The sequence below is a fragment of the Streptomyces sp. NPDC050743 genome (assembly GCF_044456925.1).
Lineage (GTDB): Bacteria > Actinomycetota > Actinomycetes > Streptomycetales > Streptomycetaceae > Streptomyces.
In genome coordinates this window covers 1-23,381 of the sequence record NZ_JBITGJ010000042.1, presented here as the reverse complement: position 1 = coordinate 23,381, position 23,381 = coordinate 1, and the positions used below count along the sequence as shown (strand labels likewise).

Sequence of the window (23,381 nt, the reverse complement as noted above, 5' to 3'; positions counted from 1 at the left end):
CGGCTCGTGGCGCACCGGGCTCGCCGGCCGGCGGCGCAGCACCGCGTTCTCGTGTCGCCACACGAGGAGTTCGGCATCCTTTGCGGTGTCGCGGCGCGGCAGCACCGACGGGACGGACAGCAGCGCACGGGTGGCCCGGCACAGCAGCGAGATGATCACCGTGCGGCATCCCAGCCACTGTCGAGGGCTCGGTGTGCGGGCTCCCACCTGCGGCGATGACTTTGCGAGCCCCACACGGGCCCCCGACCCGACGAGGACCGGGAAGGACCAGCAGATCAGGGCCTGTGGAACCCGTCGTACCCCAGCGCCAGCGGCATGCGACGCCCGCATCGCAGGCAACGAGATATCGCGGATAAACCGCGGAACCGATCAGTGGTCGATCGCCACTGACGCATCGAGGCCGACTTGACGGTGCCCCAACCCGCACCTCCGAAGGGCGGGAGTCTCGCAGGACACAGTCGGCCGGGCTGGTTCGTACGGGTGAGCCCCGACCTGCGTCCAGCGGCGGTTCCCTGTCCATGAGTTGCGCTCACCTGCTGGTTTCTCCGTTCCGTGATTTCGACGCGGAAATCCTCCGCAGGAGTGGCTTGCAAGGCGATAAGCACAGCAACTAGCGTCCAACATCGCCGGACAAATCGTCCAATGGTGCTGGACGGGGTTGTGTCCACCCCGAATACGTCTTCCTGCGCCCGTCACGAGATGGAATCACCATGATCGACGTGCAAGAACTCGACAGAGGGTCCGCGGGACTGCTTCCGGACTCGAGGTCCTGGGCAGGGGTCCGAGGAAGTCGCCGGACATGTCTCAGGTCGTTGCGGAGGGCGCCGTCGCAACGAGCCCTCGTGTGCGCTCGCCGTCTGGTTTAGGGGCAAGGGCCCCTTCTGGTTGCATTACCAGGGCAGTTGCAGGCGCGGGGCACTCAAATCCGCTCGGTCTGCGGCGCGGGTGACGTAGCTTGTCGCACCACCACCGGCACACGGTGCAACTTCAGGGGCACCTGGAGTCCCGAGGCGCTCGCCAACCGCTGACGCGGTAGTCAGCGCCGCCCGGACAGATTGCCCATTCCCTTCGCTGCACGTTTCGGATTCCGTCCGATGAACCGGTGTGCCGGGCGGTTCAGCCGCGTACACAGGACCACTTCCGCAGACCAAATCTGCCGTGACGCGCGGATTTCCGTATTTCGCAGGTACGCGTCCTGGGGCCCGCGCATACGCCTGGGATACGAGAGCATGCCCGGATTTCTCGTCGCCGACTCCGCGACCGGCACCAACCCACGAGTTCACAGCTGTGGTGCTCCACAGCCCGTATGAGGAGTTCTACTTGTTTGCCGCGCTCATCACCGCGACGTCACTGGCGCTGTTCTGGACGGCGGCGTTCACACTTTGGTGGCAGATGCATGCCTGGCGTACGCCAGAAACGCTGGCGGCCACCCGTTTCGCGCGACCCGATGGGGACGCGGGCCTTTCCTTCTCTTTGCTGGTTCCTGCGAGGCACGAGCAGGCGGTTCTCGAACACACCGTCAACGGCCTGCTGAAATCCGCGCACGGGGCCTACGAGATCATCGTTATCGTCGGCCACGACGACCCCGGCACCGCAGAAGTGGCCGAGAGGGTAGCGGCGTCTGCGCCCGACAGGGTGCGGGTGGTGGTCGACACCAACGAGTCGAAGAACAAGCCGAAGGCCCTCAACACCGCGCTGCCGTACTGCTCCGGCGAAGTCGTCGGGGTCTTCGACGCCGAGGACCAGGTCCACCCCGACCTCCTGACCCATGTGGACCACGCCTTCCGCTCCTCCGGGGCCGATGTCGTGCAGGGCGGCGTCCAGCTCATCAACTTCCACTCCAGCTGGTACAGCCTGCGCAACTGCCTGGAGTACTTCTTCTGGTTCCGCAGCCGGCTGCACCTGCACGCGCTCAAGGGCTTCATCCCGCTCGGCGGCAACACCGTCTTCGTCCGCACCGACGTGCTGCGGGATGCCGGGGGGTGGGACGAGAACTGCCTCGCCGAGGACTGTGACCTCGGCGTGCGGCTGTCCAGCAAGGGCAAGCGTGTGGTCGTCGCGTACGACTCCGAGATGGTCACCCGCGAGGAGACCCCTGGCAGCCTGGTGAGCCTTCTCAAGCAGCGGACCCGCTGGAACCAGGGCTTCCTGCAGGTCTACCGCAAGGAGGACTGGAAGCAACTGCCCACCCTGGGGCAGCGGATGCTCGCCCGCTACACCCTCATGACGCCGTTCTTCCAGGCCTTCAGCGGGGTGATCATCCCGCTCAACATTTCGGTGGCGATCTTCCTCGACGTCCCGGTCGGCATCACGGTCGTCACCTTCCTGCCCGCGCTGACCGCCGCCATCACCTTCGTCTTCGAGGTCGTGGGCCTGCACGACTTCGGCCGTCAGTACGCCCTGCGAGTGCGCGTGGTGCACTACGTCAAGCTCCTCGCGGGCGGCCCCGTCTACCAGCTCCTCCTGGCCGGAGCCGCCGTCCGCGCGGTGTGGCGCGAGCAGCGTGGCCGCACCGACTGGGAGCTGACCCGTCATGTCGGCGCGCACCTGACCGAGGCGACCCAAGAGAGCGTGAGCCGGTGACGGGCACCAAGCTCACAGCTACTGCGCCGCCGGCTGCGGCTGTGCCCGAGCCGCGTGTCGGCGCCCACCTCGCCGCGAAGAGACCTGCTCCAGGATTCCGCTTCCGCACCTCTGGTCCGGATCTTCTCCTGTGCGGCGCTCTGTTGACGATGATCCTGACCGTCCAGGGCTGGAACATCACGCGCTTCCCGACCTTCAGCGACGACGAGGGCACGTACCTCGCGCAGGCCTGGTCGATCCAGCAGGGCAGGGGCCTGGCCCACTACACGTACTGGTACGACCACCCGCCGGTCGGCTGGATCCAGATCGCGCTCATCACATGGCCGGCCTCGCTGATCGACCCGGGCGCCATGACGGTGGCGACGATGCGTTACGCGATGCTGCTGATCAGCGGGAGTAGCGCGGTACTGCTTTACGTGCTGGCGCGACGGCTCGATCTGAAGCGCTGGGCGGCCGGGCTCGGCATGGCCCTGTTCGGGCTGTCGCCGCTGGCGGTCGTGCTGCAGAGGGAGATCTTCCTCGACAACATCGCGGTGATGTGGATGCTGCTGGCGTTCTGTCTGGCCGCGTCCCCCAGCCGCCATCTGTGGCACCACTTCGGGGCCGGGTTGGCCGCCGCCGTCGGCGTCCTGAGCAAGGAGACGATGCTGGTCGTGCTGCCCGCGCTGCTGGTGACCATGTGGCAGCACAGCCACCGTGACACCCGCAAGTTCGCGGTTACCGGCGCCGTGGCCGCGTGCGGGCTGACCGGCCTGGGGTATCCGCTCTATGCCCTGCTCAACAGCGAGCTGTTTCCGGGCCATGGGCACGTCTCGCTGATCGACGGGATCAGATATCAGATGAGCCGCGAGGGCTCGGGCTTCATCCTCACCAAGGGCACCGGCTCGCACGCTGTCTTGGAGTCGTGGCTCTACTACGACACCGTGTTGCCGCTCGTCGGACTCGTCTGCGCCGTGCTGCTGCTCGGTGTCCTGCGCTGGTCGGTGACGGCCAAGGCGCTGGCCGGTCCCGCGCTCGCGGTGGCGATCCTCGTTCTGGTCGTCATGCGTCCGTCGGGCTATCTGCCCGCCATGTACGTGATCCAGGCGCTGCCCTTCCTCGCGCTGATCGTCGCCGGGACCACCGCGGGCGTCACCCACGCGGTGCTGCGTCGTGGCGCCGGGCACAGCGGCCGGGCCCTTCGGTACGCCCGCGGGACGGCGCTCGCCGCCCTGGGCTCGGCGTCCGCCGTCCTTGTCGTACCGCACTGGTATGGCGGCGACCGCACGGCACTGACCACCGATGCCAACGCGCCCTACCGGGCGGCCGTCGCCTGGATGCGGAACGACGTGGCGGACCCGGGCCGCACGCGGGCCCTGGTCGACGACGCCCTGTGGCTCGACCTCGTCCACGCCGGATACCGCCCCGGTGACGGCGCCATCTGGTTCTACAAGGCCGACCTCGACCCCGCCGTCGCCAAGACGCTGCCCAACGGCTGGCGGGACATCGACTACGTGGTCGCCTCCCCGACGGTGCGCCGGGACGCCGTCGACCTGCCGACCGTCAAGGCGGCACTGCAGCACTCCACCCCGGTCGCGGTCTTCGGCGAGGGCGCCGACCGCATCGAGATCCGTCGCATCACTGGAGGGACCAGGTGACCGTGTTCAGTACGTGTACGGAGGAGATCAACGCCCCCAGTCTGCGCGCCGGAGCGCCCACCGCGCCCGGCACCGTCACCGTGGTCATCCCCACCTTCAACGGGTCCGCCTACGTCCGCGAACTCCTGGCCCGGCCGGCCGACTCCCTCCCAGAGCGGCTGCCCGACCGCGAGGCCGTCTTCGTCGACGACAGCACCGACGACACCCCGGTGACCGCCCAGACGGCGGGCCGCGACGGCCCGTTCCCCGTCACCGTCATCCACCGCGACACCCCGGCCGGTGGACTCGCCGGCGCCGTCGCCGAGGGCTTGAGGGCCGCCCGCACCGAGTGGGTCGTCGTGAGGGACGCCGATCTGCAGCACCCGCCGTCCCTCGTCCACGAGCTCGTCTGGACCGGCGTCCACAAGGGCGCCGACCTGGGCGTCGCCGGCCGCCACACCGGCGGCGGCAGCCGCGCCGGGCTCTCCGGGGCCTACCGGTTCGCGGTCTCGTGCGGCGCGATCTGCCTCGCCAAGGGCTTGTTCCCGCGGGCCCTGCACGGCATCAGCGACCCGATGAGCGGCTTCTTCGCCATCCGCCGCGACGCGGTGCGCAACCATCACGACAGCGCTGCGCTGCGCCCGCTGGGCTACAGGATCTGCTGGAGTCGGCGGTCCGCAGCCGCCCCCGCGCCGTCACCGAGGTGCCCTTCGACTTCCAGGACCGCTTCGCGGGCGAGTCCAAGTCGACCGCCCGCGGGGCAATGCGCTTCGTCGCCCACCTGGTGAGGCTGCGCACCGCCTCTCCGGTCGCGCGAGCGCTGGTCTTCGGCCTGATCGGGCTCACTGACTTCGTGCCCAACCTGGGGGCGCCGGCCGCGCTCACGTCCGCGGGCATGCACTACGTTCCCGCCGAGATCGTGGCGAACCAGTTCGGCGTGCTGTGGAACTCCCAGCTGATCGAGCTGCTGCTGTTCCGGGAACGCCGCTGGACACCGCCACTGGGCCGACCGCGTGGGCCGGTTCGCGGTGCTGGCCGACGCCGGCCAGCTGCTGCGCATCCCGCTGATCACCCTGTTCGTCGGACGGCCAGGGACGGGCGTGCTCCCGGCGACCGCGCTCGCCCTGGTCGTGACGTTTCCCCTGCGGCTCGCGGGCACCGAGATGCTGGTCCACCTGCCGCGCCGCGGCCGCCGGGCAGCCGACGGCCGCAGAACGATCGAGGAGGCATGATGCCGAGAAGAGCACGCGGCCCCTTCGCGGCCGCCACCGCATTCATCCTGGCCGCCGTGGCGGCGCCCTGTGTCCTGCTGTCGAACCCCGAGAAGGCCGAGGCGGCCACCAACCTCGTCATCAACCCGGGCTTCGAGACGGCCGGAACCGGCGACATGCCGGCCTGCTGGGAGAAGTCCGGCTGGGGCGACAACGACTTCACCTTCACCACCACTGCCGACGCGCACTCCGGAAGCAAAGCGGTGACCGTCGCCCTGACCCGCCGCCTGGACGGCGACCGCAAGGCGATGATGACCGAGACCCCCGACTGCGCCCCGCACGTGACGACGGGCCAGCAGTACGACCTGTCGGTCTGGTACAAGTCGACCACCGTGGACACCTCGGTCACCCTCTTCCGGCACGACACCACGGCCGGCTGGCAGTACTGGACCGACCTGATGAACCCGCCGGTCAGCGCAGCCTGGAACAAGGCCGAGGTGCGCACCCCGCCGGTCCCGGCCGGCACCGACCAGCTCACCTGGGGCGTGTCCGTCTACGGCGTCGGCAGCATCACCACCGACGACTACGACGCCGAACTCGTCGGCGGCACACCGCCCGATCCGGTGTGTACCGGTACCGCGGTGGAGTGCCAGGACGGCAGGTGGGATGTCCTGCCCGCGCAGAACCCGGTGCGCTCGATGCACTCCGTGGTCCTGAAGAACGGCAAGGTGCTGCTCATCGCGGGCTCCGGCAACAACATGGACAACTTCGCGGCCGGCAGCTTCACCTCCGCCGTCTACGACCCCGAGACCGGCACCTACAAGGTCATCCCCACCCCCGACGACATGTTCTGCTCGGGTCACATCCAGCTGTCCGACGGCCGCGTCCTGGTCATGAGTGGCAACAAGGCCTACCCCGCCGCCGACGGCTCGCACGGCTACGAGGGTTACCGGCACAGCTATGTCTTCGATCCGGACACAGAGACCTACACGCAGACCAACGACCTCAACGACGGCCACTGGTATCCCTCGGCGACCGAGCTGGGCAACGGGGACGTGCTGTCCTTCGGCGGCCTGCGGGAGGACTCCACGGGCTCGGTGACGGCCGAGAAGTGGTCGGCCGAGCAGAACGAGTGGCTGCCGCTGTCGCAGGTCAACCAGACCTGGTCGTACTGGGGTCTGTACCCGTCGATGATCCTGATGCAGGACGGCCGGCTCTTCTACTCCGGCAGCCATGTCTTCGGCAACGGCACGCCCGGCACCGGCTCGGCGGTTTACGACTACGACGCCAACACCGTCACGCCCATCAACGGCCTGCAGAACAAGGACCAGCGCGACCAGTCGGCCAGCGTGCTGCTGCCCCCGGCGCAGGACCAGCGGGTGCTGACCATCGGAGGCGGCAACATCGAGAGCAACCCCGACGCCAACCGGCTCACCGACCTCATCGACCTGAAGCAGCCGAACCCGGCGTACTCCGCGGGACCGCTGCTGCCCCAGGGCACGGTCGACCTGCCGATGGGCACCGGCCCGGAGACCGGCGGCCAGGGCAAGATGTACGTCTCGGCCGTCCTCCTGCCCGACGGCAAGGTCCTGGAGACCGGCGGCGGACTGCACAACCGGGCCGACCCCGTCCACGAGGCCTCGATGTTCGTCCCGGAGACCGAGACCTTCGACCCCGTGGCCGCCGACCCCGAGGCCCGCGGCTACCACTCCTCGGCCTTCCTGCTGCCGGACGGCCGCGTGATGGCCACCGGCGACAACCCCGGCAACGGCACGTGGAACCACAATGTGTCGATCTACACGCCGGCCTACCTCTTCAAGGGCCCCCGGCCGCAGATCACCTCGGTCGCCGACAGCCACTGGACCTACGGCAGCACCCAGCGGATCACCGTCGACCGCACGATCGCCAGGGCCGAACTGATCCGCCCGGCCGCGGTCACCCACTCCTCCGACCCCAACCAGCGCTTCGTCGACCTGCCGTTGACCGTCAACGGCACCACGATCGACCTCAACGTCACCAGCAACCCGAATCTGGCCCCGCCCGGCTGGTACATGCTCTTCGCGGTCGACGCGGGCGGTGTGCCCTCGGTGGCGAAGTGGGTCCACCTGGACGCCCAGGGGAGTGCCACCGCACTTCACTCCGCCACCTCGGCCGGCACGGACACCCCGTCCCCGCACATCCACGACTTCGCCAGGGACCTGGCGAACAAGCCCCAAAAGCCCGGGAAGAAGCGCACCTCAGCCCCGGTCGGCGTCCGTGTCTCCGGCTGCGACAACCACTACGGCACCCGCGACCTCTGCATCCCGGCCGTCTTCCCGAACACCGTCAAGGCCACCACGGCCGCTCGCTGCACGTGGCTGAGCAGACACGATTTCAAGCTGCCGTTGAAGACCGACGGTGTAGACGACCCGCTGCGACTCGACCCGAACCGCAACGGCCTGGCTTGCGACCGTACCGACGGCGGGTCACTCAGATGACAGCTGTACGGCGGCAGCTCGGCGTCGGGCGCTTCGCCGTCTTGCCCGGCCGCCACACTCGTAGGGAGTGTCAAATTGACGGCCGTGGCGCACTTTCGGTGGTGACAGAGCGTCGCGGGGTGTCGTTGCCACTGGCGTGAGAGATGCCGACGAGCTTGTGAATACGGCGTTTTCGGGGCTGGCTCCGCGCCTGCCGAGAATGTCATCCATACAGCTCAGGGGCTTGTTCGGTGCTGCGGCAGGATGAGCACTCGGGTTGCTTCGTCTCGCCTACCTGACCGTCACCAACGCGTTCGCCGCACTGTGACTACTAACGATGAGCGACCGCGACAAGGACGCGGAGTTTCTCGCCCTACGTCACCTGATCATGGTCCTTGAGCGGCAGCTCGCTGCGGACCGGGTGAAGTTCGCCTCGGAAGACCGAGCCTTCCTCGCCGCTCTGCAGGTGCCGCTGCCGCGCCGGGTTCTGCGCGGGCTCCGGTTGCTGGTCCAGCCCGACACCGTGCTGCGATGGCACCGCGACCTGATCAAGCGGCGCCACGCCCGCACCTGCCGACCGAAGAGGCCGGGCCGCCCGCCCACCGTTCGCTCGATCCGCATCCTGATCCTGCGCCTGGTCCGGGAGAACCCGTCGTGGGGCTACCGCAGGGTGCACGGCGAACTCGCCACCCTCGGCACCAGGGTCGCCGCCTCCACTGTCTGGGGAGATCCTCAAGAACGAGGGGATCGACCCCGCGCCCGACCGAGCCGCCACGACCTGGTCCGACTTCCTGCGCTCCCAGGCCGACGCAATCCTGGCCTGCGACTTCATCGAGACCGTCACCTTGACCGGCCGAAGCCAGTACATCCTCGCGGTCATCGAGCACGTCACCCGCCGCATCCGGATCCTCGGCGCCACGGCGCACCCCACCGCGCACTGGGTGAGCCGGGCCGCAGGAAACCTCGTCATGGACCTCGAAGACGCCTCAGCCACCGTCACTTACCTCATCCGGGCCCGGGATGCGAAGTTCCCTCATCTGGAACGAGCGCCACCTGCGCCACGCCCTCCGCCAGTTCGAGGTGCACCACAACACCCACCGAACCCATCAAGCGATGAACCAGGCAGCACCACCGCGCGCGGTCCCCGAACCAATCACCGATCCGGGGCGCATCTCCTGTCTGGGCATACGCCGCAGGGACCGGCTCGCCGGAGTGATCCACGAGTACCGGCACGCCGCCTGACCTGGCCGGACGAAATATTTTCGGCAGCCGCAAGGCCAAGCGGTGGACGCCAGGCGGGGGAAGAAGAAGCGAACGGGCAGCAGCAGCCCGGCGAGCGACAGAACGATGAACACCACTTGGTGGACATGGTCCTTGCCCGGCGGCAGCCCTCCCATCAAGTGGGCGATCCAGAAGGCCGGGTAGTACCACTGCGCATACCACGCCCACCGTTCCCCGGCATGAGTTGCTCGTCGCCGGCCCCCGGTGCGACCGCGGCGGCGACACCGAAGACGAGGAGGCCGGCACCGACGATGAGAAGGCAGATCCACGCTGCCTTCAGGCGCCTGTCGTGCTGCATGAGCGATTACCCGCTTCCAGCGAAGGGGACGCAGCGCGTCTGCCGTGACCGGGGGTGAGGAGGAGGCCCAGCCGCTTGTCGCCGTGCGCTCAAAGAGGTCTGCGGCGGTGCGCGGACTGCCGGCGGATGGGTGTGCATCGTCCACAAAGGGGGACGAGCATCGATCTCAACAGCCACTGTCGTCCGCTTACCCGCCAGAGCTGTGATCAGACGCGTTCCAGTTCGAGGTGAGGCCCACAGTCGACCGAAGGCGGCCTGGGGGTATCCGAAGCCATGAAGGCCCTCAAGACGTTCATTGCCATTTGACAACTATGACCCTAGGGCAACAAAGTAGCCGTGTCGTACAGCATGGGGAAGGACGTGGAATGTTCCGGTGGGCGGAGACCGCTCCGCGCGCTGGCCACCGACGCCCCGTCGTGTCGGGAACTCTGGTCGCGCGACGTGGCGTTCAGGCCGTGCGGTCGCCGGGCTGCGCCCCTTTGTCGTGTATCTGGAGCGCCGCCGCGTCGCAGAACGCCTCCAACCCCTCCAACAGCGCCGCTCGTTTGCCGGTGGGCATCAGCCTCAGCACCGCCTGCAGCTCCTCCTCCCTGCGTGCGCGCAGCTCGTCCAGGAAGGCGCGGCCTCGGATGCTGAGGTGCAGCCGGACCTCGCGCCGGTCGGCCTTGCCGATCACGCGCTCGACGAACCCGGCTGCGACCAGCCGGTCGCAGAGCCGGCTGGTTGCGGGGGGCGCGGAAGAGAGTGCGTCACACAGCGTGCGCAGGTTGATACCGTCCTGGTGCTCCAGGGTCAACAACACCCGCATCTGCGACGCCGACGCCGGCGCGGTGGAGGCCCGGCCCCACAGGACTTCCAGCAACTCCCCAGCCGTCGCGGTCACTCGGGCGACCTCGACGGGTTCTGGGCGGGGGCGGAAGGCGGCCACTGTCACACTCTCGCAGGCACTGGGACGGTCGCCAGCGTACTAGGCGCCCGCAGCGGCAACAGATGGTTTGGACGGCTTGGCGCGGCTATCGAGCGGCCTCGTCGCGAGCGAGGCCCGTAAGTGTCCGCCGAAGGATTGGTGTGTTTACCACCGTGAACAGATATGTGACCGCTGAGCGGGCTTTGCGCGCAGCGGCACCCCACGAGTTGCTCGACGCCGTACGGCGCGTGCTGGTCGAGCAGTACGGGGCGGAGTCCGCCGACCTGTTGCTGGCCGACTACGGCCTGACGGTGCTTCAGCCCGTGTCGGTGCTACCGCACACCGCGGAGCCGGTGTCCGCGCACAACAGTGTGGCGGGCCGTGCTTTCGGCGCCCAAGAACCAGTCGTCGAACCCGCCTGCGACGGCCGCGTGCGGGTGCACCTTCCGGTCAGCGTGCGCGGGGACCGGCTGGGCGTGCTGTCCGTGACCCTGCCGCACAAGAGCGGCGTCCGGGAACTGCTGGGTGAGCTCTCCGACATTGCGGAGGTACTCGGCCACGAGGTGGTCGTCGCGGAGCGGGACACGGACATCTACCTGCAGGCACGGCGCAAGGACCGGCTCACGTTGGCCGCCGAGATGCAGTGGCAGCTGCTGCCAGGGCGCTCCTGCTCCCGCGCCGAATACGACTTGGCCGCGCAGTTGGAGCCGGCTTACGCGATCTTCGGTGACAACTTCGACTGGTCCGCCACGGCCGACCACCTGATGCTGTACGTCACCAACGGCATGGGTGAGGGGATAGAAGCCTCCCTGCTGACGAACCTGGCCATCAACGCCCTGCGCAACGCCCGGCGCGCCGGGCTCGCCATCGACGACCAGGCCGCCCTGGCCGACCAGGCGGTGTACGCCCACTACCGGGGCCGCTGCTACCTGTCGGTGCTGATGTTCGACTTCGACCTCGCGACGGGCCGCGCCAAAGTCGTGGACGCCGGTTCGCCGCAGATGCTGCGGCTGCGCGGCGGCACGGTGGAACACGTCACCTTCGAGGCGCAGCTTCCGTTGGGCATGTTCGAGGAGACCGACTATGTGGCTCAGGAGTTCCGGGTCGAGCCCGGCGACCGGCTCGTCTTCGTCAGCGACGGGGTGTACGCGGTGGCCGACCCCAAGGGTGAGGTGTACGGCGATGTCGCGCTCGTCCGGGCGATCCAGGCGACCCGGCTGCTGCCGGCCGCCGAGGTCCCGCGCGCCATCCTGCGGGAGCTGACCGGTCACCGAGGTCGTTCGGTTCCTGACGACGACGCGCTCGTCGTCTGCCTCGACTGGCACGGAATCTGACCGAAGCCCGGATTGCCGGCCGCCCGCCTTGCTGTGTGGCGATCCCGTGTTGTTTGCACCGGACCGACGACGCTAACGTTTGCCATGAGGCAATAATCGCGTCTCGGGTGCGGTCGATCGACGGCCCTGTACAGAGGAGACGATGAAGGTGTCGGAGCAAGAGGCGGTCGAGTCGACGGCGCGCCGGCTGGGATCTTTCCTGAAGCGCCGCCGGGAGCAGATCGCTCAGCGTTGGGCCGATGCGCCGCTCTTCCGGACTGTGTTCACCGTATCGCGCGAAGAAGCGGTCGAGGCGTGCAAGACCGTCGTGGACGCGCTGTCCGACGTCGCCTCGTCCGGACGCCTGGAGGACATCACCTCGTCCGGCTTCGACAGCGTGCGCGACCAGCTGGGACGCATGTCCGGTACACGGACCCGGGCGGGGGCGAGCCCGGCCCAGATCGCGGACGAGGTGGCTGCCTTGCGGGCGCCGGTCGTCGAGTTGCTGCGGGCCGAGTTCTCCGATCCCTCCGCTCCTGAGGCGGCCGAGGGTCTGCTGGCGTTGGCGGCCCTCATGGGAACCCTGCGGCTGGTGGTGATGCAGGCGGCGCTGAGCTCGGGCGAGGAGCTGATCGCACGGCAGCGGCAGCAACTGCTCGAAGTGGCCACGCCGGTCATCAGCCTGTGGGAGGGCGTTGTCGCCGTACCCCTGATCGGCACGCTGGACAGCGCCCGCAGCCAGGTCGTGATGGAGTCCCTGCTGCAGTGCATCGTGGACCAGCGTGCCCGGTACGCCATCCTGGACATCACCGGTGTGCCCACGGTCGACTCGCTTGTCGCGCAGCACCTGATGAAGACGGTCGCCGCGGCGCGGCTGATGGGCGCCGAGTGCATCGTCTCCGGCATCCGCCCGGCCATCGCCCAGACCATTGTGCAACTCGGCATCGATCTCAGTTCCGTCCTCACCCGCGCCTCGCTCGCCGACGCCCTGGCCTACGCCCTCAGCCGGCTGGGTATCGAAGTGTCTCCCCGTGCGAGCATGCGGTGACCGCTCCTCACCCGGTCCACGCGACCGGGGTCCCGGTCTTGACGCTGGGGGAGACCCTGCTGGTCAGCCTTCAGGGGGAGCTGCATGACGGCATGGCCGAGCAACTCCAGCAGGACATCAGCCACCGCATCGCCGACAGCGGGGCGAACGGTGTGATCATCGACATCTCCGGTGTCGAGGTCGTCGACTCCTTTCTGGGACGGAACCTTGCCGAGATCGCGGCGAGCGCCAGTTTGCTGGCGGCCCGCACGGTCGTCGCCGGCATGCAGCCGGCTGTGGCGATCACGCTGGTCGAGCTCGGCCTCACCCTGCCCGGACTGACCACCGCGCTTGACGTCGACCGCGCACTGGAACTCCTCACCCGGAGGTCCACGCCGAGCGCCTCGGACGGTCGCGAGAAGGGGACGTGATGCCGGCCTCCGACCCCGCCGTCGAAACGAGCCTGCCGATCCGCTCGGACGCGGACCTCGCGTGGGTCCGCCAGCAGGTACGCCAGAGCGCAGCCAACCTCGGCTTCGGACTGGTGCAGCAGACGAAGCTGGTCACCGCCGCCAGCGAACTGGCCCGCAACACCCTGGTCCACGGCGGCGGCGGGCACGTGGAAGTCACGCCACTGACTCGGGGTGTGTCTCGGGGGCTGCGGTTGTCCTTCGTCGACAGCGGTCCCGGTATCCGCGACGTCGAGCTGGCCATGACCGACGGATACAGCAGTGGCAGCGGTCTGGGACTCGGTCTCAGCGGTGCCAGACGCCTCGTCGACGAGTTCGAGATCGACACCGAACCCGGCCGGGGCACGACCGTCACCGTCATCGCCTGGACCACAGGCGTACCCGCGGCCCGATCGGAGGTGTGATGGCGCGCGTCTGGGACATCCCGGTGTACGACTCCACCCGCGTACGGGACGTCCGGGTGGCGGTCGAGGCGGCCAGCGCCCATGTCCGTCTCGACCCGCACCGCACCGCGGTCGCCGCCCTGGTCGCCACCGAGCTGGCCACCAACCTGGTCAAGCACGCCGGCGGCGGTCGGGTCGTGATCGACATCGTCGACCGGCCCGGCGCCACGCGCGCCCCCGGGGTGCAGGTGACAGCCATCGACTACGGTCCAGGCATCCACGACATCACCGTGGCCCTCCGCGACGGGTACACCACCAGCGAGGCGTCGCTCGGCGCCGGTCTGGGCACCTGCATGCGTATATCTGATGATTTCGACCTGTATAGCACCCCTCGCGGGACCGTCGCGGTCGCCCGCGTCGACCAGGGGCCCGCACCGTGTCGGGACCAGAGGGGGCAGGGCCCGAGGGCGGGAGGGATCAACGTCCCCCTCGGCCGGAACGAGCACTCGGGAGACGCCTGGAGCTGCGCCCGGTCGGGCAGCCGCGTGACCCTGATGCTCGCCGACGGCCTCGGCCACGGCACCCAGGCAGCGCACGCGTCCAGCGCCGCCGTCGATGAGCTGCACCGCTCGGCACACCTGCCACCTGAGGAGATCCTGCGCCACATGCACCTGGCCCTGCGGCCCACCCGCGGCGCGGCAGTCGCCGTCGCACAAGTCGACACCGACTCCGGGGAACTGGCGTTCGCCGGCGTCGGTAACATCGGCGCCCGCCTGCACGCCGGCGACTCATGGGAGCATCTGATCTCCCACCCCGGCATCGTCGGCGCCCAGTACCCGGCGACCGTGCCCGCACGTCGCCTGCCGTGGCGGCCGGGCGGCCCGCTCGTCCTGCACAGCGACGGTCTGCCCAGTCGATGGGCACCGCCCGACGATCCCGACCTCCTCACCCGTGACCCGGCGGTGGTCGCGGCGACCATCCTGCGTGATGCCAGCAGCGCCGCCAGCCCCGTGCGCGACGACACCAGCGTGGCCGTCCTGGCCTCCGACCCCGTGGACCGACGCCATGATCCCGCCTGACGTCCGGAAGATCACCACAGCCGGCGAGGTCGCCCGAGCCCGAACATTCCTGGCGCAGCTCGCAGCCTCCCTGGGGGCGCCCAAGATCGAACGAGCACGCTTCCTCACCGCACTCACCGCACAGTTGCGACGGTCTCTCGGCCAAGGCGGCGCCCAGCTCACCCTCACCGTCCAGCAGACAGGCCCGGACAGGTCCGTGCGCGTACGGGCTGTCGTACAGCCGGCCACGCGGGCCCCGGGGCAGGCCTCGCCGTGGCACCGCGCCCTCTCCTGCCCCGGCCCCATGACACAGGACTCGCATCTCCCGGCGCACCCGGACGACACCGCGCCGGCCGAAGCCCTGCTGGCGGCGGACGAGGAGACGGCGGCGGTTCTGCAGAGGCTGGACGAGTCGGAGAACTTGGTCAGGCTCCACCGTGAGGAACTGCACCAGACCAACCAGGGCGTGCTGGCCTTGCACGCCGAACTGGACGCCGCCGCGCTGACCCAACAGAAACTGCTCGATGCGGAACGGGCCGCGCGCGGCGAGGCGGAGAAGGCACGACGCCTGCTGACCTTCCTCGCCAACGCCAGCGCGGTCGTCACCGCGTCACTCGATCACGAGGACATCGTGCGCCGTCTGCCCGACCTGCTCATTCCGGAGTACGCCAGCCATGTCGACGTCTGGCTCTTCGACGAGGACGAGCAGGCGGCCCGCAACGGCCGCCACTCCGCCGCGGCGGTCACCGCTGCCCGCACCGACCGCCCGCAGCACGCCGGACCGCATCCCGGTGACCTGCCCGGCACCGACGACCTCCCGCCCTCTGCGCTGTCGCCGGATCGGCCTCTGCTGTGCATCCCCCTCACCGTGCGGCGATCCCTGGGCGTACTGACACTCACGGCCCCCGGGGACCACTTCGACGCCGACACCAGCGTCATGCTGCTCGAACTGGCCCGCCGTATCGCCATCGCCCTGGACAACGCCCTGCGCTACGAACACCACCGGGACACCGCCGAGGAACTGCAGCGGGCCCAGCTCACCGACCTACCCGCTGCCGACGGCCTGCACCTGGCCGCCCGGTACCTGCCCGCCACCCGCGGCCTCAACATCGGCGGCGACTGGTACGACGCCTTCTTCCAGCCCGACGGCAGCCTGCTGGCCGTCATAGGAGACGTCACCGGACACGGACTGCGCGCCGCCGTCATCATGGGCCAGCTGCGCACGGCACTGCGCGCGTACGCGATCGAGGAGACCAGCCCCGCCCAGATCCTCACACGGCTGCACCGCATGCTCTGCCACCAGCAGCCCAACCTCTACGCCACTGCCATGATCGCGCGCTTCAAGCCCGGCGACCTCCAGGTGACGTGGGCCGCCGCCGGCCACCCGCCGGCCGTGGTCCGTGCTCCCGGCGGCGCCGTGCGTGTCCTGGACGACAAGCCCGGGGTCATGCTGGGCGTGCCGATTCCCTTCGAGTACGAGGATCACACGACCGAGATCGAACCGGGTTCGACACTCGTGCTCTACACCGACGGCCTGGTCGAGCGGCGTGCCCAAGGGATCGACACCGGAATCGAGTTGCTCGCCCAGACCCTGGCAGGACTGCACGAACCCGATCTGAAAGACCTGGACGCGAGCGCCGAGTCCCTCCTCAAACCCCTTGTCCACGAGTCCGAACGCGACGACGACGTCTGCCTTCTGCTGTGCCGCACCGCTCCGTTCCCGAGGTCCTGAGGGCGACACGGACAGGCCTGCAGCCGATGCCGGTTCCGGGCCGCAGCGGTCCTTCGTTCCGCCGCGCTCCGTCCTCGGGCCTTCGCCGCGATAGCGTGGAGGTCCAATGGGGGAGAGGGTGGACGCCGTGAATGCCTCTGAACCGTTCCCGTCCGTGGAAAGCCGACTCCGGGCCGTTCCGCCCCATGCGCTGGTCGCCACCGCCGAGGCGCTGCTGGCCGAACTCTTCGGCGCCCAGGAGGTCACCCTTCTCCTGGGCGACTACAGCCTCACCGTCCTGCAACCGGTCACCGACCTGCCGCACACCGGCGACCCGGTCTCCGCCCACGACGGCCCTGCAGGCACCGCCTTCACCATCCAGAAGCCGGTCGTGCAGGCCACCGCCGACCCGGCCGTCGAGCTGATCCACCTGCCCCTCACCGTCCGCGGCGACCGGCTCGGCATCCTCTCCGTGCGCCTGCCCACCACCTCGGCGGACCCGGCCACCGTGCTCAGCCTCGGCGAGTTCGCCACGGCCCTCGGACACGAGGTCGCCACCGCGAGCCGGGACACCGACCTCTATCTGCAGGCCCGCCGTACCCGCCGCCTCACCCTCGCCGCCGAGATGCAGTGGCAGCTCCTGCCCGGGCGCGGCTGCGCCCGCCGGGAGTACGTCATCGGCGCCCATCTGGAGCCCGCCTACGCCACCGGCGGCGACAACTTCGACTGGTCCACCAGCGCCGACCACCTCACCCTCACCGTGACCGACGGCATGGGCCAGGGCATCGACGCCTCCCTGCTCACCCATCTCGCCGTCAGCGCCCTGCGCAACGCCCGCCGCGCCGGCATCGGCCTCGCCGACCAGGCCGCCCTGGCGGACCAGGCCGTCTACGCCCAGTACGGCGGCAAGGCGTACGCCTCGACACTCCTGCTCCGCTTCGACCTGGAGACCGGGACTGTGCGTGCGGTCGACGCCGGCTCCCCTCGGCTGTACCGCCTCCGCGAAAACGGGATCGATCTGGTCGAGCTGGAAGCGCAGCTTCCCCTGGGGATGTTCGAAGAGACCCTCTACGAGGAACAGACCTTTCACGTGGAGCCCGGCGACCGCCTGGTCGCCCTGAGCACCGGCGTGCACGGCACCCGCTCGGCGACCGGAGACCTCTTCGGGGAACACGGGCTGCGCCAGATCCTGAGCGCGACCCGCCAGGCCTCACCGCACGAGACCGCGCGCGCGGTCGTCGCCGGGCTGATCGAGCACTTCGGCAGCAAGGACCTCACCTCGGACGCCGCGGTCGTCTGCCTCGACTGGACCGGCAGGGCCGTCGACACGGCGCGGCTCACTCCCGAGCCCCACTGACCCAGCCCCTTCACCGCTCGCCAGGCGGCTCTCCCGGAGCAGGCGACCCCCCGCTGTGAGCGGCGAGGAAGGCCTTCATCCCGCGGCTCAGTGCCGACCGCTCCGCCGGTTCCATGGCCGCCAACGCGACCCTCAGCGCCTCGGCCCGGCGCGATGCCACATCATCCAGTACGCGGCGTCCCTGTGGGGTGAGGCCCAGCCGGACCTCGCGGCGTCTTTGCGGGTGCAGAGTGCGTTCCAGCATTCCCGCCGCCTCCAGCCGGTCACACAGCCTGCTGGCCGTGGGCAGCCCAATGTCCAGCCGCTCGGCGAGAGTGGTGAGGTTCAGTCCAGGTGCCGCCTCCAGCGTCCGCAGTGCCCGCAGCTGGTGCGGGGACAGACGCAAGGTCGCCTCCTGAGCGGCCAGCGACCACAGATTCGTGAGACTCTCCACAGCGTCGGCGATCTCCAGCGCGACGGCGTCCGGGCCATCGCCCGGCCTCTCCACACGGTCGTCGCCTGGGCCGTCGAGACGGGTCACGAACACATCGCTTTCACTGGGTTTCGAACGCTGCAGAGTCAATCCTCATTCAATCGCTGTACCCGACGGCAAAGGGCGCAAGCCGCTCCTGGGTCGGCCGGACGTCGCCCGGACAGCGCCGACGCCAGGCCGGAAACCGGGGCCGACCGAAGGGAGCCGCCTGGGCGTCGCTCCATGGTAGGAGTTGCCGGTGGCCTTACGGGCCGAGCCGCAGAACCAAGGGCAGACCGGGCCGGGCAAGGGCGCGTTGCGAGTGGTGGCTCTCGCGCTTCGTCGAGATGCGCGGCGAGCGACGTCTCATCGGCTCCTCAACCTGGGCTCGATGGCCAACGCCATGCCACCTCATGACCCTGAAGGCGTACCGCCTTCCCGTCACGCTCGTCGTCTTCGGCAACCGCCGGCCGGGCATGGTGAAACTCGAACAGGAGCAGGCCGGTCTGCCCGACTTCGGCACCGTGCTCGACAATCCCGACTTCGCAAGGGGGCCGAGTCCATGGGCATCGTCGGCATCCGCGTGACGGATCCGGGAGAGGTGGAGAGCGCCGTGCGAAGCGCCTTCCGCAGTCCGGGGCCGGTGCTGCTCTGCGTCCTCACCCACCCCGACGAGATCGCAGTGCCGGCCAAGCCGACCGTCGAGCAGGGCTGGGGGGTTCGTCGTGGCCAAGTTGAAGGCTCCCCTCCCTGAAGGGAGGGGATGCGTCGCCCTCCAGGGCTGTGCGGGGATTTACGGCTCAGGCCGCCACCGGAGCCGGCGGCTCGGGTGGTCTTACGCCCTCGGCACCGTCCGGGTTCCAACCTGCCCGGACCAGCATCACGCGGGCGGAGTTCTTGTCCCTGGGGGACACCGCTCCACACACGGTGCAGGCATACGTTCTCATCGACAGAGGCAGTGCGTGCTTGGTTCTCGCTCCGCACGTGGCACAGTCCATCGTGGTGTGCGCCGGGTGCACGAGACGGACGTCCCGTGCGTGCTTGCGGCCCATCTCGACCAGGGCACGCTTCGTCGCGGCGATGGCGGCATCGGCCGCCTTGCGGGCCATGGTGGTCTTCGCCAGGAACCTCGGCCTGAAGTCCTCCACCGCGACCCCGTCGTGGCCGCGCATCACGGACTTGGCCCACGTGCGGGCGGTGTCCTCGCGCTGCCGCGCGATCTTCTTGTGCAGCTTCGCCGCCTGGGCTTGCGCCTTGCGGTAGCCGGCGGATGCGGGCTGTCCCTTGGGAGGCCGGCGCCGGGCCATCATCCGCTGGTACCTCGCCAGCCGCTGCGCGGCCCGCTTGCCGTGCCCGGCATGGGGGAGGTCGTAGGCGTCGTCGGTGGTGGTGGCGGTCTCCCTCACACCCCAGTCCACGCCCAGGACGCGGCCGCTCTCACAGAGCGGCTCAACCTGAGCCGGGACGACGAAGGACGCATACCAGTGTCCGAGGCTGTCCTGGTACACCCGCACACTCGACGGGTCCGCGGGCAGCTCCCGCGACCACACCACCGTCAGGACGATCCCGCCCGCTAGTCGCAGGCGGCCGTCATCAAGCCGGAAGCCGCGCCGGGTGTAGTTCAGGCTGGGCCGCGCCTCCCGCTTCTTCTTCCACCTGGGCATCCCGGCCCGGCGGTGCGCCGGAAGCCGGTCCTTGATGTCCTTCAAGGCCTTCGCGCGGGACGCGGCGAAGTCGCGTATCACCTGCTGCTGAGGCACGCTCGCGCCTTCAGCGAGCCAGGGCGTCGCCCCGCGGGCCTCGGTCAGCATCCTGTCGAGCTGAGCCGGACCACACGTCAGCTTCTCGCCACCCGCTTTGCCCCGCACGTGGACCTGCCGGGACTTGGCCACGCACTCGTTCCAGATCCACCGGCAGCGATCCCACTCGGCTTCGAGCCGGCGCCTGGCCGTGTTCGACAGGCGCACACGGAAGGTGTACCGGGCATGCCCGGTGTCCTTCGCGGTCGCCTCCGTCGTCATGCATCCGAACCTACCTGAGAGCACTGACAGTTGAGAGTTCTTGATCATGGTGGGCGACGTCACCGCCGTGCGGGGCGGGACACCGGATCGCCCTGACGGCGATCCGGCTATCCCTGCCCTGCTCCGCAGGAGTCCGATTCCTCCCCGGCCTGAAGGCCGGGGCATCCTCGGAGGAACCCGGTGAAGGGAGTCTGCGGCCTTAGAGAGGAGAGCGGGAACCGACGGACGTTCGAGGAATGCCGGTCGGCGGCCGGGGTAGGCGGGTGCTTGCCGGACGATGGACCGGTGAGGACAAGACCGATCGACTGGGAGGGGCGCACGATGCCGACGACGACCACGCAGACTGCCGAGCAGACGGTGGACGTTCCGGAGATCGCGGACCCTTCCGAGGTCGCGCCGAGGGACGCGCGGCAATTGTCGAAGCTGTTCTTCGAGCAGCTGACGGTGCTGGAGGAGGGCACGCCCGACTACAGCTACGCCCGCAACACGCTGATCGAGATGAACATGTCCCTCGTGCGCTACGCGGCCGGCCGGTTCCGCAGCCGCGGGCCGGAGGAGATGGAGGACATCGTCCAGGTCGGCATGATCGGCCTGATCAAGGCCATCGACCGGTTCGAACTGTCCCGTGAGGTGGAGTTCACCTCCTTCGCCGTCCCCTACATCGTCGGCGAGATCAAGCGGTTCTTCCGCGACACCTCCTGGGCCGTGCACGTGCCGCGACGGCTTCAGGAAGCCCGCGTCCAGCTCGCCCGAGCCAACGAGGAACTGTGCACCCGACTGGGGCGGACACCGACGACCAAAGAGCTGTCCGAGCTGATGAGCCTTTCCGGAGGAAGAGGTAGCCGAGGCCCAGCTGGCCTCCAATGGCTACAAGTCCGCCTCACTGGACGCGGCGATCAACGGCAGCGAGGACGGCGAGGCCGTCCTGGCGGACTTCATCGGTGACGAGGACGAGGCACTGGAACTGGTCGAGGACTTCCACGCCCTCGCACCGATGATCGCAGAACTCGACGAACGGGACCGCAAGATCATCCACTGGCGCTTCGTCGAGGAACTCACCCAGGCCCAGATCGGCGAACGCCTCGGCGTCTCCCAGATGCACGTCTCCCGCCTCATCGCGCGTCTCCTGGCACGCCTGCGTGAAGGCATGCTCAGCACGGAATGACGGCCGGACAACCGGCACTCGGGGACGGTTGTCGCCGTCCTCGCGCAGACAACGGGCGCAGGGCCTGCCCACGCGGGAGCCTGTCGGTCGGCAGGGTCAGGGTCCCCGCTGCGCAGGGTGGTTCGCGGGGAGGGAGTCCTTGCGCCGGACGTCGTCCGAGGTCGGCACCATGCGGTGACGGCCTCGAAGGAGCGGCGGGACATACGGTCCCTTCCGCGATCGAGGTGCATGGGGTGCCGCCGCGTGACCGGCACGGCTCTCGGCAAGCGCTTCGCCTTCTTCCTCCGCGATGTGTGCGGCACGGGAGCGCAGACAGCCGCGCTCACCTCTCTGACCCGCTACACCCCGCGCGCCGCGGCCCTGCACGACCCCGATCACGTCTCTGGCCTGTCGACCCTGAACAAGGTGCTTCACGAGCGCTACGCCGGCGGCGACCCGCGCTACTGCACGGCGATCCTCGGTACGGTCGAACCGGCCCCGTTGCCGGTCAGATCGCCGTACACCTTGCCTCGCGGGGGCATCCTCCGGCCGTCGTCCTGCCTGCCGACGGCACGGCCGGCTACCTGCCGCCCCCGGAGGTCTCCTGGTCGCAGTCCTGCCGTCCGCGAGTTTCGCCACCGCCACGACCGCCCCGACCCGGGCGACACCCTCGTGCTCTACGCCGGACAACTCCTTGGGGTACGCAGACTCGATCCCGTCCAGGCCGATCAGATCGATGGGCCACCGGGTGGCCTCGGCGCTCGACGGCGAGGCTCCCTTGGCCTCCAGGCCGAGGCCGACGTTCTGCTGCAGGTGGCCAGGGCAGCAGCGCGAAGGTCTGGAACACCGCCATGGCTGGCTCCAGCTACATGCTTCAGGAGGAACGTTCCGGGAGTAGCGCCACTGGGAACTGCAGTGCACATGGCGGGGGCTCCACCCCGACGAGGTGGAGCCCTCAATCCGTGACGAATACGGGAGCGTCAGCGCTTGAAGACGTCCTTGACGTCTTCCTTGGCCTGCCGTGCATGGCCGGTGGACTTCTCGGCCTGTCCCTCGGCGGTGACGCGCTCGTTGCCGACCGCCTGCCCCATCGCCTTCGTGGCCTTGCCTTCGGCCTGCTCGGCCAGCGCCTTGGCCTTCTCGCCGGCAGTCATGATCGATCTACCTCCTCTAACGGGGGGGCGTCTTCGGGGGTAAGCACCGTTTGCCCCCCGCCACCCTTGATAAACAAGGGACTTGGGGCGCATACCTGAGGGATCGGAGGGCAAGCGGGCGTCAGGAGGTTGAGACTATGGTTCCCTTGCTGCTCGTTCTGCTTCTCGCACTGCTTCTGTTCGGTGCCGGTTTCGCGCTGAAGATCCTCTGGTGGGTCGCGGTCGTGGTGCTGGTGGTGTGGCTGCTCGGCTTCGTGATGCGCTCGGCCAGTCCCGGAGGCGGCCGGAGCCGCTGGTACCGATGGTGACCTGACCGCGCTGACTGCCTGAGCGAGGGCCTGGCCGGACACACACCGGCCGGGCTCTTTCTTCGAATTCCGTCGCGCCCTCCCCGTCCGTGCCGGCGCGACGCCGGAGTTGCGTTCCCGAGTGCGGTGGCCGGCAGCTCCAGGAGCAGTCCCAGCGCTGCCGGAGTCAGACGCACTTCGGCGAACCGGCCCGAGCCGCTGCGTAGTTCGTCCGCCGCCGCTGCCCTGGCCGCGGCCCGCTCACGGGCGGCCTCGCGCAGTCGCCGCTTATGGGGAGCGCGGCCAGGTTCGGGCTGAGTGGCACGGGTGTGGCTCGGGGCCACCCGCGGCCGGGAGTCGGCCGGCGCCGTGCGCTCCTCGGACGGCGGGGTGAAGTCCAGGACACGGACACCGTGGAAGCCACCCGCGGGTCCGGTCTCGCTCGTGGCGATCCTGCCCAGGGTGCTGCGCGACGTGGGGCGCGGGCCAGGGTTGGGAAGAACGGGAGATCTCCGGGCGGGAGCCCGACCCGACCGTACTCGTCACCCCTTGTCCCCCTGAAGTTCCCCCCGCGAACTGGACAGCGGGTGTTTACGCTGCCGGGACGAGGTTCTGCCTGAGCAAGGATCTCGTTTCGAGCGGGGTGACGTACC

At 69.4% G+C, this 23,381-nt stretch carries 16 protein-coding genes and 6 pseudogenes; 16 read left to right on the top strand and 6 right to left on the bottom strand.

Going from position 1 to position 23,381, the window contains the following annotated elements; genetic code table 11:
- Positions 1 to 1,320: 1,320 nt before the first annotated feature.
- The 4 genes and pseudogenes from ACIBJF_RS31400 to ACIBJF_RS31385 all read left to right on the top strand — a co-directional run bounded on the left by ACIBJF_RS31400 (position 1,321) and on the right by ACIBJF_RS31385 (position 7,887).
- Positions 1,321 to 2,583 (top strand): glycosyltransferase, encoded by a 1,263-nt coding sequence (locus ACIBJF_RS31400; RefSeq protein ID WP_399178758.1) that lies wholly within the window; start codon positions 1,321 to 1,323, stop codon positions 2,581 to 2,583.
- A complete protein-coding gene (locus tag ACIBJF_RS31395; protein ID WP_399178757.1) occupies positions 2,580 to 4,220 on the top strand; it encodes an ArnT family glycosyltransferase in 1,641 nt (546 codons plus the stop codon). The genes ACIBJF_RS31400 and ACIBJF_RS31395 overlap by 4 nt, the downstream gene beginning before the upstream one ends.
- Positions 4,221 to 4,246: 26 nt before the next feature.
- Positions 4,247 to 5,431: pseudogene (locus ACIBJF_RS31390) on the top strand (glycosyltransferase).
- Positions 5,428 to 7,887, top strand: coding sequence for a galactose oxidase-like domain-containing protein (locus ACIBJF_RS31385; protein WP_399178755.1), 2,460 nt, complete (start codon positions 5,428 to 5,430; stop codon positions 7,885 to 7,887). Before ACIBJF_RS31390 ends, ACIBJF_RS31385 begins: the two are co-directional and overlap by 4 nt.
- Positions 7,888 to 8,239: 352 nt before the next feature.
- On the opposite strand, the gene ACIBJF_RS31380 is transcribed toward ACIBJF_RS31385, so the two are convergent.
- The gene (locus ACIBJF_RS31380) at positions 8,240 to 8,428 is read right to left on the bottom strand and encodes a hypothetical protein (RefSeq protein WP_399178808.1); all 189 of its coding nucleotides are present in this window, start codon (positions 8,426 to 8,428) and stop codon (positions 8,240 to 8,242) included.
- Here ACIBJF_RS31380 and ACIBJF_RS31375 point away from each other — a divergent pair.
- Positions 8,369 to 9,108 (top strand): annotated as a pseudogene (locus tag ACIBJF_RS31375) (integrase). The gene ACIBJF_RS31380 and the pseudogene ACIBJF_RS31375 sit on opposite strands and share 60 nt — an antisense overlap.
- Before the next feature lie 785 nt (positions 9,109 to 9,893).
- Here ACIBJF_RS31375 and ACIBJF_RS31370 read toward each other — a convergent pair.
- The gene (locus tag ACIBJF_RS31370) at positions 9,894 to 10,379 is read right to left on the bottom strand and encodes a MarR family winged helix-turn-helix transcriptional regulator (RefSeq protein ID WP_399178754.1); all 486 of its coding nucleotides are present in this window, start codon (positions 10,377 to 10,379) and stop codon (positions 9,894 to 9,896) included.
- A gap of 158 nt (positions 10,380 to 10,537) precedes the next feature.
- Between ACIBJF_RS31370 and ACIBJF_RS31365 the strand changes: the two genes are divergently transcribed.
- From ACIBJF_RS31365 to ACIBJF_RS31335, 7 genes are all read left to right on the top strand, one after another.
- Positions 10,538 to 11,686: a PP2C family protein-serine/threonine phosphatase gene (locus ACIBJF_RS31365; protein WP_399178806.1), complete on the top strand. Its 1,149-nt coding sequence runs from the start codon at positions 10,538 to 10,540 to the stop codon at positions 11,684 to 11,686.
- A 142-nt stretch (positions 11,687 to 11,828) separates the two neighbouring features.
- Positions 11,829 to 12,713 carry an STAS domain-containing protein gene (locus ACIBJF_RS31360; RefSeq protein ID WP_399178752.1) on the top strand — a complete coding sequence of 295 codons (885 nt, stop codon included), beginning with the start codon at positions 11,829 to 11,831 and terminating at the stop codon, positions 12,711 to 12,713.
- A complete protein-coding gene (locus ACIBJF_RS31355) occupies positions 12,710 to 13,123 on the top strand; it encodes an STAS domain-containing protein (RefSeq protein ID WP_399178750.1) in 414 nt (137 codons plus the stop codon). The genes ACIBJF_RS31360 and ACIBJF_RS31355 overlap by 4 nt, the downstream gene beginning before the upstream one ends.
- Complete coding sequence (locus tag ACIBJF_RS31350) at positions 13,123 to 13,566, top strand: anti-sigma regulatory factor (protein WP_399178748.1); 444 nt, start codon at positions 13,123 to 13,125, stop codon at positions 13,564 to 13,566. Before ACIBJF_RS31355 ends, ACIBJF_RS31350 begins: the two co-directional genes overlap by 1 nt.
- Positions 13,566 to 14,624 carry a SpoIIE family protein phosphatase gene (locus ACIBJF_RS31345; protein ID WP_399178747.1) on the top strand — a complete coding sequence of 353 codons (1,059 nt, stop codon included), beginning with the start codon at positions 13,566 to 13,568 and terminating at the stop codon, positions 14,622 to 14,624. Before ACIBJF_RS31350 ends, ACIBJF_RS31345 begins: the two co-directional genes overlap by 1 nt.
- A complete protein-coding gene (locus ACIBJF_RS31340; protein WP_399178745.1) occupies positions 14,611 to 16,335 on the top strand; it encodes a PP2C family protein-serine/threonine phosphatase in 1,725 nt (574 codons plus the stop codon). Before ACIBJF_RS31345 ends, ACIBJF_RS31340 begins: the two co-directional genes overlap by 14 nt.
- 118 nt (positions 16,336 to 16,453) lie before the next feature.
- Positions 16,454 to 17,671: a PP2C family protein-serine/threonine phosphatase gene (locus tag ACIBJF_RS31335; protein ID WP_399178744.1), complete on the top strand. Its 1,218-nt coding sequence runs from the start codon at positions 16,454 to 16,456 to the stop codon at positions 17,669 to 17,671.
- A 10-nt stretch (positions 17,672 to 17,681) separates the two neighbouring features.
- Here ACIBJF_RS31335 and ACIBJF_RS31330 read toward each other — a convergent pair whose 3' ends face one another.
- Positions 17,682 to 18,191, bottom strand: coding sequence for a MarR family winged helix-turn-helix transcriptional regulator (locus ACIBJF_RS31330; protein WP_399178742.1), 510 nt, complete (start codon positions 18,189 to 18,191; stop codon positions 17,682 to 17,684).
- A gap of 257 nt (positions 18,192 to 18,448) precedes the next feature.
- Between ACIBJF_RS31330 and ACIBJF_RS31325 the strand changes: the two are divergent.
- A pseudogene (locus ACIBJF_RS31325) lies at positions 18,449 to 18,862 on the top strand (thiamine pyrophosphate-dependent enzyme); the annotation flags it as partial.
- Positions 18,863 to 18,922: 60 nt separating this feature from the next.
- Here the strand turns inward: ACIBJF_RS31325 and ACIBJF_RS31320 are convergent.
- Positions 18,923 to 20,143, bottom strand: a complete 1,221-nt coding sequence (locus tag ACIBJF_RS31320) for an RNA-guided endonuclease InsQ/TnpB family protein (RefSeq protein WP_399178740.1) — start codon at positions 20,141 to 20,143, stop codon at positions 18,923 to 18,925.
- Between the two features lie 321 nt (positions 20,144 to 20,464).
- Here ACIBJF_RS31320 and ACIBJF_RS31315 point away from each other — a divergent pair.
- Both ACIBJF_RS31315 and ACIBJF_RS31310 read left to right on the top strand, forming a co-directional pair.
- Positions 20,465 to 21,308: pseudogene (locus tag ACIBJF_RS31315) on the top strand (RNA polymerase sigma factor SigF).
- A 261-nt stretch (positions 21,309 to 21,569) separates the two neighbouring features.
- Positions 21,570 to 22,253: pseudogene (locus ACIBJF_RS31310) on the top strand (PP2C family protein-serine/threonine phosphatase); the annotation flags it as partial.
- 14 nt (positions 22,254 to 22,267) lie between these two features.
- On the opposite strand, the gene ACIBJF_RS31305 reads toward ACIBJF_RS31310, so the two are convergent.
- Positions 22,268 to 22,441 (bottom strand): CsbD family protein, encoded by a 174-nt coding sequence (locus ACIBJF_RS31305; RefSeq protein ID WP_399178738.1) that lies wholly within the window; start codon positions 22,439 to 22,441, stop codon positions 22,268 to 22,270.
- Positions 22,442 to 22,578: 137 nt separating this feature from the next.
- Between ACIBJF_RS31305 and ACIBJF_RS31300 the strand changes: the two genes are divergently transcribed.
- Positions 22,579 to 22,749 (top strand): hydrophobic protein, encoded by a 171-nt coding sequence (locus ACIBJF_RS31300; RefSeq protein ID WP_071377864.1) that lies wholly within the window; start codon positions 22,579 to 22,581, stop codon positions 22,747 to 22,749.
- A gap of 80 nt (positions 22,750 to 22,829) precedes the next feature.
- Here the strand turns inward: ACIBJF_RS31300 and ACIBJF_RS31295 are convergent.
- Positions 22,830 to 23,129: pseudogene (locus ACIBJF_RS31295) on the bottom strand (DUF2397 family protein); the annotation flags it as partial.
- Positions 23,130 to 23,381 lie beyond the last annotated feature (252 nt).

What these genes read in the sequence shown, in the direction of transcription:
- ACIBJF_RS31305 (WP_399178738.1), bottom strand. Translation starts at nt 22,441, where the DNA reads ATGACTGCCGGCGAGAAGGCCAAGGCGCTGGCCGAGCAGGCCGAAGGC.
- ACIBJF_RS31385 (WP_399178755.1), top strand. Translation starts at nt 5,428, where the DNA reads ATGATGCCGAGAAGAGCACGCGGCCCCTTCGCGGCCGCCACCGCATTC.
- ACIBJF_RS31320 (WP_399178740.1), bottom strand. Translation starts at nt 20,143, where the DNA reads ATGACGACGGAGGCGACCGCGAAGGACACCGGGCATGCCCGGTACACC.
- ACIBJF_RS31300 (WP_071377864.1), top strand. Translation starts at nt 22,579, where the DNA reads ATGGTTCCCTTGCTGCTCGTTCTGCTTCTCGCACTGCTTCTGTTCGGT.
- ACIBJF_RS31350 (WP_399178748.1), top strand. Translation starts at nt 13,123, where the DNA reads ATGCCGGCCTCCGACCCCGCCGTCGAAACGAGCCTGCCGATCCGCTCG.
- ACIBJF_RS31360 (WP_399178752.1), top strand. Translation starts at nt 11,829, where the DNA reads ATGAAGGTGTCGGAGCAAGAGGCGGTCGAGTCGACGGCGCGCCGGCTG.
- ACIBJF_RS31340 (WP_399178745.1), top strand. Translation starts at nt 14,611, where the DNA reads ATGATCCCGCCTGACGTCCGGAAGATCACCACAGCCGGCGAGGTCGCC.
- ACIBJF_RS31345 (WP_399178747.1), top strand. Translation starts at nt 13,566, where the DNA reads ATGGCGCGCGTCTGGGACATCCCGGTGTACGACTCCACCCGCGTACGG.